The 13,781-nt window shown below is 64.6% G+C and carries 11 protein-coding genes and 1 pseudogene; 9 read left to right on the top strand and 3 right to left on the bottom strand.

The window, feature by feature from the left end:
• Nucleotides 1-51 precede the first annotated feature (51 nt).
• The 6 genes from ACZYR5_RS21160 to ACZYR5_RS21185 are packed head-to-tail and all read left to right on the top strand — an operon-like array spanning nucleotide 52 to nucleotide 5,646.
• Nucleotides 52-951 (top strand): branched-chain amino acid ABC transporter permease, encoded by a 900-nt coding sequence (locus ACZYR5_RS21160; protein ID WP_489091386.1) that lies wholly within the window; start codon nucleotides 52-54, stop codon nucleotides 949-951.
• Nucleotides 951-1,910: a branched-chain amino acid ABC transporter permease gene (locus tag ACZYR5_RS21165; RefSeq protein ID WP_489091387.1), complete on the top strand. Its 960-nt coding sequence runs from the start codon at nucleotides 951-953 to the stop codon at nucleotides 1,908-1,910. Before ACZYR5_RS21160 ends, ACZYR5_RS21165 begins: the two co-directional genes overlap by 1 nt.
• Nucleotides 1,907-2,677, top strand: coding sequence for an ABC transporter ATP-binding protein (locus ACZYR5_RS21170; RefSeq protein ID WP_489091388.1), 771 nt, complete (start codon nucleotides 1,907-1,909; stop codon nucleotides 2,675-2,677). Before ACZYR5_RS21165 ends, ACZYR5_RS21170 begins: the two co-directional genes overlap by 4 nt.
• Nucleotides 2,674-3,321 (top strand): ATP-binding cassette domain-containing protein, encoded by a 648-nt coding sequence (locus tag ACZYR5_RS21175; RefSeq protein WP_489091389.1) that lies wholly within the window; start codon nucleotides 2,674-2,676, stop codon nucleotides 3,319-3,321. Before ACZYR5_RS21170 ends, ACZYR5_RS21175 begins: the two co-directional genes overlap by 4 nt.
• Before the next feature lie 5 nt (nucleotides 3,322-3,326).
• Nucleotides 3,327-4,481, top strand: coding sequence for an iron-containing alcohol dehydrogenase (locus ACZYR5_RS21180; RefSeq protein WP_489091390.1), 1,155 nt, complete (start codon nucleotides 3,327-3,329; stop codon nucleotides 4,479-4,481).
• Between the two features lie 10 nt (nucleotides 4,482-4,491).
• A complete protein-coding gene (locus ACZYR5_RS21185; RefSeq protein ID WP_489091391.1) occupies nucleotides 4,492-5,646 on the top strand; it encodes an iron-containing alcohol dehydrogenase in 1,155 nt (384 codons plus the stop codon).
• Nucleotides 5,647-5,721: 75 nt separating this feature from the next.
• Here ACZYR5_RS21185 and ACZYR5_RS21190 read toward each other — a convergent pair.
• Nucleotides 5,722-5,933, bottom strand: a pseudogene (locus ACZYR5_RS21190) (S-(hydroxymethyl)glutathione synthase); the annotation flags it as partial.
• Nucleotides 5,934-6,058: 125 nt separating this feature from the next.
• Between ACZYR5_RS21190 and ACZYR5_RS21195 the strand changes: the two are divergent.
• Nucleotides 6,059-6,859, top strand: a complete 801-nt coding sequence (locus ACZYR5_RS21195) for a lytic transglycosylase domain-containing protein (RefSeq protein WP_489091392.1) — start codon at nucleotides 6,059-6,061, stop codon at nucleotides 6,857-6,859.
• 26 nt (nucleotides 6,860-6,885) lie between these two features.
• Here ACZYR5_RS21195 and ACZYR5_RS21200 read toward each other — a convergent pair whose 3' ends face one another.
• Nucleotides 6,886-7,347, bottom strand: a complete 462-nt coding sequence (locus ACZYR5_RS21200; protein WP_489091393.1) for a hypothetical protein — start codon at nucleotides 7,345-7,347, stop codon at nucleotides 6,886-6,888.
• A 210-nt stretch (nucleotides 7,348-7,557) separates the two neighbouring features.
• Here ACZYR5_RS21200 and ACZYR5_RS21205 point away from each other — a divergent pair, with 210 nt between their 5' ends.
• Together ACZYR5_RS21205 and ACZYR5_RS21210 are read left to right on the top strand one after the other, a co-directional pair.
• Nucleotides 7,558-8,715 (top strand): response regulator, encoded by a 1,158-nt coding sequence (locus tag ACZYR5_RS21205; RefSeq protein ID WP_489091394.1) that lies wholly within the window; start codon nucleotides 7,558-7,560, stop codon nucleotides 8,713-8,715.
• Between the two features lie 45 nt (nucleotides 8,716-8,760).
• Nucleotides 8,761-13,152: a response regulator gene (locus ACZYR5_RS21210; RefSeq protein ID WP_489091395.1), complete on the top strand. Its 4,392-nt coding sequence runs from the start codon at nucleotides 8,761-8,763 to the stop codon at nucleotides 13,150-13,152.
• Between the two features lie 40 nt (nucleotides 13,153-13,192).
• On the opposite strand, the gene ACZYR5_RS21215 is transcribed toward ACZYR5_RS21210, so the two are convergent.
• Complete coding sequence (locus tag ACZYR5_RS21215; protein ID WP_489091396.1) at nucleotides 13,193-13,756, bottom strand: hypothetical protein; 564 nt, start codon at nucleotides 13,754-13,756, stop codon at nucleotides 13,193-13,195.
• Between the last annotated feature and the right edge of the window lie 25 nt (nucleotides 13,757-13,781).

Below are 13,781 nucleotides of genomic sequence, written 5' to 3' on the forward strand. Positions count from 1 at the left end.
ACCGATCGTGGCGGCCACCCATGGCCGCCACTCTTGCCAAGGTAGAACCTTATGCTGAGTCTTTATGCGGTGCTGATCGACGGCGCCATCTATGCCTCGTGGCTGTTTCTGGTCGCGGCGGGGCTCACCGTGATCTACGGTGTCATGCGCATCCTCAACATGGCCCATGGCAGTTTCTATGCCATTGGCGCCTATGCCGCCGCCTCGCTGGTGGGCTGGTATTTCAATAACGGCGTGGGCCCGGTGTGGGTCGGCTACCTGATGATGCTCGGCTGCGCACTGGCCGCCGGACTGGTGGTCGGGCTGCTGATCGAGCGCGGCCTGCTGCGTTTCATGTACGGCCGCGACGAAGTGCTGATGGTGATCATCACCTACGCCTTGCTGCTGATCCTCGAAGACGCGATGAAAATGATCTGGGGCGTCAACCCGTACTTCGCCTATCAGCCTTACGCCGAGATGGGGCGCAGTGTGCTCGCCGGGCTGAAAGTCTCCAACTACGACCTGATGCTGGTGGGCGTGTCGCTGGTGCTCGGCTTCGGTCTGTGGCTGTGGCTCGAGCGTACGCACCAGGGCAAGGTCCTGCGCGCGGTGATCCATGACCGCGAATTGGCGCAGGCCATGGGCGTCAACGTGCGCAAGGTGTTCACCCTGGTGTTCGTCCTCGGCACCGTGCTCGGCACCCTGGCCGGGGCCCTGACCGCGCCGGCGATTTCGGTGGCGCCGGGTATCGGTGTGGAAATCATCGTGCTGGCGTTTGCCGTGGTCGTCATCGGTGGCATGGGCAGCATCGAGGGCGCGGCCCTTGGCGCCTTGCTGGTGGGCCTGAGTCGCGCAGCGGCGGTGCACTACGCGCCGCAATTCGAACTCTTTGTGATCTATGGCGTGATGGCGCTGGTCCTCGCGGTGCGTCCGCAAGGCCTGTTCGGTCGCGTGCTTGCGAGGAAAATCTGATGCGCCTGGATAAAACCGAACTGATTCTGCTCGGCGTCGCCGTGCTGCTGGCCGCCGCCGGCCTGATCGCCCCGCAATGGCTGGTGTTCCTGCTGACCATGGCGTTGGCCAAGTCGATGGTGGTGCAAGGCGTGGTGATGCAAATGCGCGCCGGCCTGGTGACCTTCGGCCAAGGCCTGTACTTCTGCATCGGCGGTTACGCCGTGGGCATGAGCGGGCACTTTCTGGCCATCAGCGACCTGCCGACCCTGCTGCTGATCGGCGTGGCGGCAGCGGTCGCGCTGGCCATGCTCCTCGGCCTGCTGATGACCCGCTACCGCGAGATCTTCTTCGCCATGCTGTCGCTGGCGTTCTCGATGATTCTCTACGGCATGCTGGTGAAAAGCCCGGCCCTGGGCAGCACCGACGGCTTCAACGTCAAGCCCTGGACCCTGTTCGGCTGGAGCCCGGCCGCCGGCCAGGCGCCGCTGGCACTGTTCGTCATCATCGTCGCGGTCACCGCGGTGCTCGCGGTGTTGCTGCACCGCTATGGGCGCAGCAGTGCCGGGGCGATGTGCGAGGCGATCCGCGAGAACGAAGTGCGGGTCGAGTACCTCGGTCAGTCGCCGCGCTGGGTGCTGTACATGAACTACGTCGCCGCCGCCGGGGTCTCGGCGCTGGGCGGTGGCTTCATGGCCCTGGCCGCCGGCCATATCGACCCGGAAATGGCTTACTGGATCACCTCCGGCGAGTTCGTCTTCATCGCCTTGCTCGGCGGTACCGCCCACGTCGCGGCGCCGATCATCGCGGCGATCCTGTTCGCCGTGGTGCGCACCTACGCCATCGAACTGGTGCCCCACAGCTGGCAGATGATCCTCGGGGTCACCTTGCTGGCAATCATCATCTTTCTGCCCAAGGGCCTGTGGAGCCTGTTCAGTGGTCAGGCCCGCGCGACCAAGGCAGTGGAGGCCAAGGCATGAATTGCATTCTCGAAACCCGTGGGCTGTACAAGGAGTTCGGCGCGGTGACCGCCGCCAAGGACGTCAACGTGCGCATCAGCAAGGGCGAGGTGGTCGGGGTGATTGGCTCCAACGGCGCCGGCAAGACCACCTTCATCAACATGGTCACTGGCTACCTCAAGCCCAGCCGAGGTGAAATCCTCTTCAACGGCCAGTCGATCATCGGCCGCACGCCACGGGCGATCACCCGTGCCGGCATGGCCCGTTCGTTCCAGGTCGCGCAGCTGTTCCCCGAGCTGACCGTGCTCGACAACCTGCTGATTGCCCTGGCCGGTGCCGAATCGCCGTTTCCCTCGCTGCTGCGGCCGTTGCGCAACGACGCGCGGATCGCCCGTGCCGAGGCAATTCTCGATGAGTTCAGCATTCTCGGCTGGCGCGACAACAAGGTCACCGCAGTGCCGCAAGGCGTGCGCAAGCTGATCGACATCGCCATGGCGCTGATCGGCGATCCGCAGATGCTGCTGCTCGACGAGCCCACCAGTGGCGTCAGCGCCGAGGAGAAAACCCAATTGATGGACACCGTGATGCAGGTGGTGATCCGGCATCAGGTGACGGTGCTGTTCGTCGAGCACGACATGGACGTGGTGCGCCGCTACGTCTCGCGGATCCTCGCGTTCTACAGTGGAGAAGTGCTGGCTGACGGTCCGCCGCAAACCGTGTTGGCCAACGCCCGCGTCCAGGAACTGGTGACCGGCGGCCAACGGGCCCACAAGGAGGCAACCGCATGAGCCTGGACATTCGCAACCTCAACGTCGCCATCGAATCGGTGCCGATCCTGCATGACGTCTCGCTGAGTGTCGGGGCCGGGCAGATGGTCGGTCTGATCGGCCACAACGGCGCCGGCAAGACCACCCTGATCCGCACCCTGATGGGCCTGCTCGATGCCAGTTCCGGCTCGATTCACTTCGCCGGCACCGACCTGCGCGCCCAGCCCGGTTACCAGCGTGCAGCGACTGGCATCAGCTACCTGCCGGAAGACCGCCGACTGATTCCGGCGCTGACGGTGCAGGAGAATATTCTGCTGCCGGTGTGGGCCAACAAGCTGCCAGGCAGCGCCGAGCGCCTCGAGTGGGTGTACAGCCTGATCCCGGAAATCGCCCAGTTTCGCGATCGCCGCGCCATGCAACTGTCCGGCGGCCAGCAGAAACTGGTGGCCCTGGCCCGGGCGCTGATGCCGGGCAACCGGCTGTTGATCCTCGACGAACCGTTCGAGGGTGTGGCGCCGGTGCTGTCGCGGCGGCTCTCCGAAGTAATCGCCCAGCTCGGACAGGAAGGCCTGTGCGTGCTGATCTCCGAATCCGATGACACCCATTCCGCTGACCTGGTCGATGCGCTGTACCGCATCGAGCGCGGCAGCGTGCGAGCAGGATAATCCGCATGTCGAACTTTACTTTTGAAACCACCCCACGGGTGATCTGCGAAATCGACGGCGCCCTGCGCCTGGGCGCGCTGTGCCGTGAACTCGGCGCCACCCGAGCACTGCTGGTCAGCGACCCGGGCCTGCAACGCGCCGGCCTGCTTGATGCACCGCTGCAGGCGCTGCGTGACGCCGGCGTCGAGGTCACGCTGTACAGCGACGTCCAGGCCGATCCACCGGAAGCATCGGTGCTCGACGCAGTGGCGGCGGGGCGCAATTGCCAGGCCCAGGCGGTGATCGGCCTGGGTGGCGGCAGCTCGCTGGACACCGCCAAGCTGGTGGCGCTGCTCTGCGGCCATGAGCAGGTACTCAGCGATATCTATGGCATCAACCTGGCCAAGGGGCCGCGTCTGCCGCTGATCCAGGTGCCGACCACCGCCGGCACCGGTTCCGAAGTCACCGCCGTGGCCATCGTCACCACCCCCAGCCACGAGAAGAAGGGCGTGGTCAGCCCGTTGCTGTACCCGGATATCGCCTTGCTCGATGCGCGCCTGACCGTCGGCCTGCCGCCGGCGGTGAGTGCGATGACCGGGGTCGACGCCATGGTCCATGCCATCGAGGCCTACACCAGCCAGCACAAGAAAAACCTGCTGTCCGACGGCCTCGCGGTGCAGGCCCTGCGGCTGCTGGGGGGCAATCTGGATCGGGTGCTGGCGCAGCCGGATGACCTCGAGGCGCGTTCCGCCATGCTCCTTGGTTCGATGCTCGCCGGCATGGCCTTCGCCAACGCGCCGGTGGCGGCAGTGCATGCACTGGCCTATCCGCTGGGCGGGCATTTCCATGTGCCCCATGGCCTGAGCAATGCGCTGGTGCTGGTGCCGGTGCTGAATTTCAACCGCAGCGCGGCGCAGGCGCTGTACGCCGAACTGGCAGCGAGCGTGCTGCCCGGCCAGCGTTTCGACGATCCGGCGCAAGCTTGCGAGGCGTTTATCGACTTCATGACCGCACTGGTCCGGCGCATGCCGTTTGCCCAGCGCCTGGCCGAGGTCGGGGTCAGCGAGGCCGACCTCGATCGCCTGAGCGACGATGCCATGAAGGTCCAACGCCTGCTGATCAACAACCCGCGTCCGGTCAGCCGGGAAGATGCCCGAGCCATTTACGCCTCGGTGCTGTAAGGAGATGGCGATGAATCACGAGTTCAGAAGCGTGCCGCGGATCGTCTGCGCGGCGGGCGCTTTGCAAGGGATTGGCCAGGAATTCGCCGGGCTGGCGGTGCGGCGGGTGCTGCTGGTGTGCGACCCGGGCATCGTCAAGCTCGGCTTCGCCGCCCAGGCCTGTGCCGCGCTGGAGGCGGCCGGTTGCAGTGTGGCGGTGTTCGATCAGGTGGTGGCCGATCCGCCGGCGGCAGTGGTCGAAAAGGCCGTCAGCCAGGGCCGGGCATTTGCCGCCGATGGCGTGCTCGGCCTCGGTGGCGGCAGCTCGCTGGATGCGGCCAAGCTGGTGGCGTTGCTGATCAACAGCGAGCAAACGCTGCCGGAGTTGTACGGCAGCGACAAGGCCCGCGGCCAACGCCTGCCGTTGGTGCTGGTGCCGACCACGGCCGGCACCGGCTCGGAGGTGACCTGGGTTTCGGTGATCACCGACGCAGAGCAGCGCAAGCAGGCGGTGTATTCGGCGCAACTGATGCCGGACGTGGCGGTCCTCGATCCACTGCTGACCCTCGGCCTGCCCGCCGGCGTCACTGCTGCCACTGGCCTCGACGCCATGGTCCATGCGATCGAGGCCTACACCAGCCGCACCCGCAAGAACCCGATCGCCGATGGCCTGGCCACCACTGCGCTGCGCCTGCTCGGCGGCAACCTGCGCAAGGTGCTGGCCGACGGCCGCGACGTCGCCGCGCGCTCGGCCATGCTCCAGGGCTCGCTGATGGCCGGCATGGCCTTCGTCAACGCCTCGGTGGCGGCGATTCACGGCCTGGCCTATCCGCTGGGCGCGCGTTTTCACATCCCTCACGGCCACGCCAACGCCTTGGTCATGGCGCCGATGATTCGCTTCAACCTGCCCGCGGCGCAACGGCAATACGCCGAACTGGCCGCGCACCTGCTGCCCGAAGCCCGCTTCACCGACGAGGCCAGCGCCGCCCAGGCCTTTGTCGAGGCCATCGAGGCGTTGGTACGCGACAGCGGACTGGAACCCCGGCTGTCGCGATTGGGGATTGATGAGGACTCGATTGCGCTAATGGCCAAGGATGTGGTGACGGGGTTGCAGCGCCTGATCGACAGTAATCCGAGGGACATGGACGAGGCGCAGGTGCAGGCGATTTATCGCGGTATCTACTGAGAGTAGGGGGCAGTCAGCCGGTGTGGATGGCTGCCCTCACGCCTAGTTCGCCATGCCACCGCGGCAACCGCTCAATCAGGTGCTGGCAAGCAAGCCTTTCTGTTTGGCGACATGGGTCGCCAGCACGTCCATCAAATCCGGCGACAGGCAGTCATAAGGTTCCAGCCCGAGCGCGCTTCCGTTTTGCGGCGACAGCTCGGTGTGAACGAAGTCCAGGCCATAAACGCGTGGTCCCTGTTCTCGATGCGTCCGAAAAGATGGGCGTGACACCGCGTGCAGGTGTTGCGTTACTTGATCCTTGCGCTTATCCCGCTTATCCCGCTTATCCCGAAGGCCGGTTACAAGGGCCAGGACCAGGGGTATAACTGGCGGAACAACAGGCGGTCACCCGCCAGCGGCGCGGAGCGATGTGATGAGTGGCAGAGCGTGGCGATGGGCTCGCAAGGGCCTTCCTGGCTGCATCGCGCTAGCCTTGCTGGTCGCTCCACTGTGCGCCAGTGCCCTGTTCAAGTGCCAGGCCAGGGATGGGACCATCAGCTACACCCGCCAGGCCATTGCCAGCGCTCGCTGCAATCAGGTCAACGGCGCGGCGGGTCCCGGTGCGACTCCGATGGCCGTGCCACGCCTTGTGCGGGCGGACGACTCGGGCGCCATGCGCATTCGGGTGTTTACCTTCATGCACAAGGGTGTTCGGCAATACGTCAGCCGTCGCCCCGAAGGGATCTCGGCGCGGGTCGATGTTCTGGAAGTTTATTACATCCAGGGCTGCTATCTGTGCAGGGCGCCCAAGGATTTCAAGGTTGCCTCACTGAGCCTGGACACCCAGTCCTATCGGCGCGAGATTGAAGCTGCTTCGACTCTTTATGGTGTCGACAGGGCGCTGGTCCGTGCTGTGATGCATGCCGAATCGGGGTTTCGCCCCAACGCCATTTCGATGGCCGGCGCCCAGGGCCTGATGCAGTTGATGCCGGCCACCGCCGAGCGCTTCGCCGTGGACAATCCGTTCGACGCGCGCCAGAACATTCGGGGCGGGGTGCGCTACCTCGCCTGGCTGCTCAAGCGCTTCAACGGCAACGAGACGCTGGCGTTGGCCGGTTACAACGCCGGTGAAGCCGCGGTGGCCGAGCACAACGGGGTGCCTCCCTATGCAGAGACCCAGTCCTACGTCACCCTGGTGCGGTCGCTGACCGAACGCTATCGCCGGCAGCGGTAGGGCCGTGGCGCCTGTGGTGGAACGGGTCAGGCAGCGGAAAACTGCTTGGAGGCGCTGGCGATGCGTTGGAACTGACGCAACTGCCGGTTGGCGCCCCGGATATCCAGGAAGAAAATCTCGGCGCTGCGCCAGAGCAGCATCCAGGCGGTGACGGTAACGACGCCGACTGGGATGGTGCCTTCGATACCCAGCGCCGTGCCTGCCAGCACCAGGGCCAATGCCAGGCCCAGCAGTGTCAGCGCGACCAGCCGCTGGGCACGAATATCGCTTTTGAGTTGTTCGCTCTTCTGCGCAAAGGTATTGCCGATGGCTTGCTGCAGGCGTTCACGCTCGGCTTCCGGGCATCGAATCTGCAGGGTCAACTCGGTGTGGTACCCGGCGTTCTCCAACAGGTAGTCCACCAACTCGGCGCTGAGTTTGGGGTTATCTGGCGAGGCGAACGGATTGAGGTAGTCTGCGCTGATCGTCAGATCGATCTTTTTAGTCATAACGAACCCTTTGGCTGGTTGAGTGGTGGACGCAGGTTTCAATAGTCGGATTAAGGCTAGTTGCAAGACCGCGACTCTGCCTGATCGGCAGCCGCACGCGCTGATCAGGGCCCCGGCACACCCCCATGGTTGCAGCTAAGCTTTGTTGCGCCGGGTGGCAGTCGCCATGTTGCCCCGGAATATCCAGTTCTGGCACAGGAGCCGCCTATCTTGATTTTCCAACACAGCCATGCCCTTCAACCCACTTTGCTGGTGGTCGATGACACGCCCGACAACCTGATGCTCATGGCTGACCTACTCAAGGATCGGTACCGGGTCAAGGTCGCCAACAGCGGCGAGAAGGCGTTGCGCGTAGTGCTGGGTGATCCGCTGCCCGACCTGATCCTGCTGGATGTGATGATGCCGGGGTTGTCGGGTCATGAAGTGGCCGCGCAGCTCAAGGGCGACCCGCGCACCCGCGACATTCCGATCATCTTCCTGACGGCCATGGCCGGCACCGAGGACGAGATCCATGGCCTGGAACTGGGTGCCGTCGACTACATCACCAAGCCGATTCGTCCGGCGCTGGTGCTGGCGCGGGTCGACACTCAGCTCAAGCTCAAGGCGGCGCAGGATTTCCTGCGCGACCACAACGATTACCTGGAACAGGAGGTGCAACGCCGCACCCGCGAGGTGATTGCGATCCAGGATGTGGCCATCCAGGCCATGGCGTCACTGGCCGAGACCCGCGATAACGAAACCGGCAACCATATCCGCCGCACCCAGCACTACATCAAGGTACTGGCCGAGCACCTGCGTGAGCATCCACGCTTCCGTGATTTTCTCAGCGCCGACACCATCAACCTGCTGTTCAAGTCGGCGCCGCTGCACGACATCGGCAAGATCGGCATTCCTGACCATATTCTGCTCAAGCCGGGGCGCTACACCGAGGCCGAGTTCGAGGTCATGAAGACCCACACCACCCTGGGGCGTGACGCCATACAGCATGCCGAGGACCAGTTGGGGATTCGCGCGGAGTTCCTCAGCCTGGCCAAGGAGATCGCCTACAGCCATCAGGAAAAATGGGACGGCAGCGGCTATCCGCAAGGGCTGGTGGCTGACGCGATCCCCATCAGCGCGCGGCTAATGGCGGTGGCCGATGTCTATGATGCGCTGATCAGCCGCCGGGTCTACAAACCGGGAATGCCCCACGCCCAGGCCGTAGAGATCATCCGCCAGGGCCGCGGCACCCATTTCGACCCGGACATCTGCGACGCCTTCCTGGCCTGTGTCGAGCAGTTCCGGGCGATTGCCGAGCACTTTGCCGACTCCGACCAGGACATGGCCGCCAAGCAGGCTGCGCTGGAGCGAAGCGGCCAGGCTGAGTGAACTCGCGCGCATCGTCAAAATTTTTCAGGACCACCAGGATAAGCCATGGCCGGATTGCGTACCTTTCTCGAGCGTCTGTCGCTGCTGCATAAGCTGATCATCGGCTTCGCCGCACTGCTGTTGCTGGTGCTGGTACTCGGCGTGCAAAGCCTGCGCACCCTGGAATCCCTCAAGCGCGACATGCAGCAGCTGTATCTGCAGGAACTGACCGGGATGGAGTACCTGAGTGACGCCCGCGTACGCCTGCCTCACCTGGTGCAGGCGCTGCAGCGCGCGGTGGGGACCAACAGCGCCGAGATCCGCATTGAATCGCTGCAGCAACTGCGTGACACCCGCAACCGCCTGCAGTTGGCGCTGGCTCACGCCAAGCTGACCCTGACACGCCCGGAGAACCTTGCCCGTCTCGCCGAGTTCGAGCTGCTGCTCAAACAACTGGAGAACGATAGCGAGCAAGCTTTCCTGCTGATCGACCAGGGACGCCAGGGCCAGGCATTGCTGCTGCTCAACAGCACGGAGTTCCAGCAACTCGATTTGAAGGCCGATGCCCTGCTCGATGCGATTGCCCAGGTCAAGGAGGCAGCGATCCGCGACACGGCCAAGGACCTGGCCGACTTTGCCGAACGCAGCACCAAGCTGACCTACATCCTGCTGTTCGGTGGCTTGTCGCTGGCGCTGCTGCTGTCGTGGCTGGTCAGCCAGTCGATCCGCAATCCACTCAATCGGGTGCGAGTGGCGATCGACCAGTTGGCGGCGGGGCAGCTTGACCAGCCCATTCCCCATACCGACCTGAGCAACGAAACCGGTGATCTGGCGCGGGCCATCGCCCTGCTGCAGACCGAGTCGCAGCAACTCGAGCGCCAGCGCTGGATCAAGGCCCATACCGCGCAACTGCAGGTCGATCTGCAGCAGGCCGAGACGCCGGACGAACTGGCCCAGGTGTTCTTGCAGCACATGGCGAGCCTGCACGGTATCTGCCAGGGGGTGCTGTACAGCGCCGACGAAGATTCTGCCACGCTGCTGCTGATGGGCCGTTATGCCACCGACGCCGACCGGCCGCCGGAGGCGCAGGTCAAGTTCGGCGACGGCCTGCTGGGCCAGTGTGCACTGGATCGTCAGCCCCGGCAGTTCCAGGCGTTGCCGGAGCAGTATTGGCGTCTGCGCTCGCCGCTGGGCGAGATTCCGGCCAGTTGCCTGTTGCTGCAACCGATTGTGCGCGGCGAGCGGTTGCTGGGTGTGCTCGAGTTGGCCGGGCTGCAGCCGTTGGCCGAGCGCGATTGGCTGCTGTTGCAGGAGGCCACGCCACGCCTGGCGGCAGCCATGGCGATTCTGGAACGTAACCAGGCCGTGAAAGACCTGTTGCTGCAAACGCGGCGCCAGGCCAATGAAATGGAACAACAGGCGCTGCGCCTGGAGGAACAGGCGCAGGCCCTCGAATCCCAGCAGGGCGCGCTGCGGGCTACTGAGGCCTGGTACCGCGGGATCATCGAAGCGGCGCCGGACGGCATGCTGGTGGTGGATGCCGGGGGGGTAATCCTGCGCACCAACCGGCAACTCGATCAACTGTTCGGCTACGCCACCGATGAGCTGCTGGGCGAATCCATCGAACGCCTGGTGCCGTTGGCCAATCGCGGCCAGCACCGGGCGTTGCGCCAGGACTTCCTGACCCAGGGCGCCACGCGCCAGATGGGGGCCTACCTCGACGACCTGCAAGGCGTGCGCAAGGACGGCAGCCTGTTTTCTGCCGAGATCAGCCTGTCGCACCTGCCCAGCCTTGAAGGGGGCGGAGTCTGCGTGTGCGCCTCGGTGCGCGATGTCAGCGAGCGCCGGCAATTGCAGGCGGCGCTCAAGGCCAGCGAGGCACAGTTGCGCGCGGTACTCGACAGCAGCCCGGTGGCGATGCTGATCAAGGATGTCGGTGGCCGTCCGACCTACAGCAATCCGCAGTTCGACAGTTTGTTCGCCACGGATCTGGAGCAACTCGAAGTCATGGACCTGGGGCGATTCTGGGTCGACCCGCAAGTCCACCAACGCTTCAGCGCAGCCGCCGCGCAAGGTCCGGTGGTCAACTTCGAGGCCGGACTGCAACGTCTCGATGGCGAACGCTTCGATGTGCTGGTTTCGGCCGTCACCCTGACCCTGGGTGAACGCCACATCAAGGCCAACTGGTACTTCGATATCACTGCCCGCAAGGCCGCCGAGGTCGAGGTACAGCGTGCGCGAGAGGTCGCGGAAGAGGCGACCCGGGCCAAAAGCAATTTCCTGGCGACCATGAGCCACGAGATTCGCACGCCGATGAACGCGATCATCGGCATGAGCTACCTGGCTCTGCGCACCGAGCTCGACAACCGCCAGCGCAACTACATCGAGAAGGTCCATCGCTCGGCGGAATACCTGCTGGTGATCATCAACGACATCCTCGACTTCTCGCGAATCGAGGCCGGGAAGATGCACATCGAGCACACCGCCTTCCACCTCGAGGACGTGCTCGACGGCTTTGCCAACATGATTGGCCTCAAGGCCGAGGACAAAGGCCTGGAGTTGCTGTTCAACACCGACGCCGGCCTGCCCACCGCGTTGATCGGCGATCCGCTGCGCCTGGGCCAGGTGCTGATCAACCTGGGCAACAACGCGACCAAGTTCACCGAGCAGGGCGAGATCGTGCTCGGCGTCGAGCAACGGGGCGCTGCAGGGGAGCAGGTGCAGTTGCATTTCTGGGTGCGCGACACCGGGATAGGCATGGACGCCGAGCAAGCCTCCCGGCTGTTCCAACCGTTCAGTCAGGCCGACAGCTCGATCACGCGCAAGTACGGCGGCACGGGCTTGGGCCTGGCGATCTCGCGGCATCTGGTGGAGTTGATGGGCGGACGCATCTGGCTGGAGAGCGCGCCGGGCCAGGGCTCCACTTTTCATTTCGAGGTCAGCCTCGGCGTCCAGCAGGATAGCCCTGCACGACGTATGCCGAGTGCCGATGAGTTGCTCGGCAGCCGGGTGCTGGTGGTCGATGACAACGCCAGCGCGCGTGAAATTCTCTCGGGCATGGCGCGTAGCTTCGGCGTCGAGGTCGATGTTGCGGCCAGTGGGCGCGTGGCCCTGGACATGCTGGTGGAGGCCGAAGCCAGGCAACTGCCCTACGACCTGGTGCTGATGGATTGGCGCATGCCGGGCATGGATGGGGTGGAGACGGTGCGCCAGATGCACGCCGCCAGGCTGGCGCAAACCCCCTCGGTGATCATGGTCACTGCCTTTGGTCGCGAAGAGGCGCGGGAGGAGGCCAGGCGTCACGGCATCCAGTTGCCGGTGGTGTTGACCAAACCGGTCACCCCCTCGACCTTGCTCGAAGCATTGGGCACAGTGCTGGGCCAGTCTGCGCGGCTCGACTCCCGGGTCGTCGAGCGAACCGCCCAGAGTGCCGTGGCCATGGCCGGCCTGCGGGGCGCGCGCCTGTTACTGGTGGAAGACAACGAGCTGAATCGGGAGCTGGCCTGCGAACTGCTGGAGAGTGCCGGGATCGTCCTGCGCCTGGCCGTCGATGGCGCCGACGCCCTCGAGCAATTGGAGCGTGATGCTGATCTCGACGGCGTGTTGATGGACTGTCAGATGCCAGTGATGGACGGTTATACCGCGACCCGGCGGATCCGCGAGCAAGCGCGCTGGGCGAACCTGCCGGTGATCGCCATGACCGCCGACGCCATGACCGGTGACCGCGAGCGTGCACTGGCCTGCGGCATGAACGACCACATATGCAAGCCCTTGAACGTCGAGGAGATGTTCAACACCCTGGGCAAGTGGATCCATCCCGGTGCCGGCCGTCGCCCGCCGAGCGACGAGGTCGCACCGTCTGCTGGCGGGCCGGCGTTGCCGTTGCCGAGCGAACTGCCGGGTATCGATCTCAGGGCTGGCCTGGCGACCTGCATGGGCAAGGCTGACCTCTATCTGCGACTGCTGCACAGGTTTCACGCCAGCCAACAGGGGTTCTGCGCCGACTTCCTGGCCGCCCGCCGTCAAGCTGATGGCGTGGCGGCGATCAGGTTGGCGCATACCTTGCGGGGTACCGCGGGCAATATCGGTGCCGCGGAACTGGCAAGCGTCGCTGGCAAACTGGAGCAGGCGTGCCTGGGCGAGGAGGGCGAGCTGGCAGTGGGCGAACGACTGGCGCAGGTCGAGTGCAGCCTGGCCGTGGTGCTCCAGGGGCTGGCGGTGTTGAGCGAAGCCACTGCGCCGGAGGATACGGTACATGCAGCCGGTCAATGGCAGACGCAGTTGGCCCACGTCAGATCGCTGCTGGCCGAGAGTGATGTCCAGGCATTGAGCGTCTTGCGTGAATTGCAGGCCCTGGCACCAGGCGGGCAAGCCAAAGAACAGTTGCAGCAGGCATTGCGGCACGCGGAAGGCTTTGATTTCGATCAGGCGTTGGCCTCAATGGAAAACCTCGGTTGAGGTTACCCGCTGCGCGGCGATGGAGAGAGACAGTCCAGTGCTAGGTCAGCTTCAACCGTTCCAAGGCATGCTCCTTGCCCGCTGCCGTCAACTCGAAGGTGGTGGAACCGAACGTCCCGCGTGTCACGTTCTGATTGATCAGCCGCTTGGCCTGGAGTTGCTTGAGACCGAGTTCCACTTCTTGCGTACTGAGGGAAACCAGTTTGCAGACCGATTGCAGGTTGGCAATTTTCCGGCAGTGCGCGTGATAGGCCAGCGCTTCCAACAGCAGCGTCTGGTTATCGGTCAGTTGCACAAGGTATGGGGCGGTGGGTTTCCTGGCTTTACGCGCTGCCCCATGGGGCGCGCCGTTCAAGGCGTAGGTGCTTCGGGCCTGGAAAATGGCTACGCAGAGCAGGCTGGTCAGGACCGCGATGATGAACAACAGCGCCCAGTTCGGCACCGAGGTTTTCAACATCAGCCAATCGCTCAGATCCGCCAGCCAACCCGTGGTCAGTTCGAAGTAATCGGCGAGCAGCATGACCGCCACCCCAGCCATCAGGAAAACTCCCGACGAGGCAATGGCCTTGAACCTGAGCGAGGAGTGCTTGCCTTGGGCTGCCATGGTGAGGGTCTCTGCTGCGCGAACA

It is taken from the genome of Pseudomonas sp. F007 (assembly GCF_057814275.1).

Bases quoted from the DNA above. Each gene is read 5' to 3' on its own strand.
- ACZYR5_RS21200 (WP_489091393.1), bottom strand. From the start codon at position 7,347: ATGACTAAAAAGATCGATCTGACGATCAGCGCAGACTACCTCAATCCG.
- ACZYR5_RS21180 (WP_489091390.1), top strand. From the start codon at position 3,327: ATGTCGAACTTTACTTTTGAAACCACCCCACGGGTGATCTGCGAAATC.
- ACZYR5_RS21215 (WP_489091396.1), bottom strand. From the start codon at position 13,756: ATGGCAGCCCAAGGCAAGCACTCCTCGCTCAGGTTCAAGGCCATTGCC.
- ACZYR5_RS21170 (WP_489091388.1), top strand. From the start codon at position 1,907: ATGAATTGCATTCTCGAAACCCGTGGGCTGTACAAGGAGTTCGGCGCG.
- ACZYR5_RS21160 (WP_489091386.1), top strand. From the start codon at position 52: ATGCTGAGTCTTTATGCGGTGCTGATCGACGGCGCCATCTATGCCTCG.
- ACZYR5_RS21175 (WP_489091389.1), top strand. From the start codon at position 2,674: ATGAGCCTGGACATTCGCAACCTCAACGTCGCCATCGAATCGGTGCCG.
- ACZYR5_RS21195 (WP_489091392.1), top strand. From the start codon at position 6,059: ATGAGTGGCAGAGCGTGGCGATGGGCTCGCAAGGGCCTTCCTGGCTGC.
- ACZYR5_RS21165 (WP_489091387.1), top strand. From the start codon at position 951: ATGCGCCTGGATAAAACCGAACTGATTCTGCTCGGCGTCGCCGTGCTG.
- ACZYR5_RS21210 (WP_489091395.1), top strand. From the start codon at position 8,761: ATGGCCGGATTGCGTACCTTTCTCGAGCGTCTGTCGCTGCTGCATAAG.
- ACZYR5_RS21185 (WP_489091391.1), top strand. From the start codon at position 4,492: ATGAATCACGAGTTCAGAAGCGTGCCGCGGATCGTCTGCGCGGCGGGC.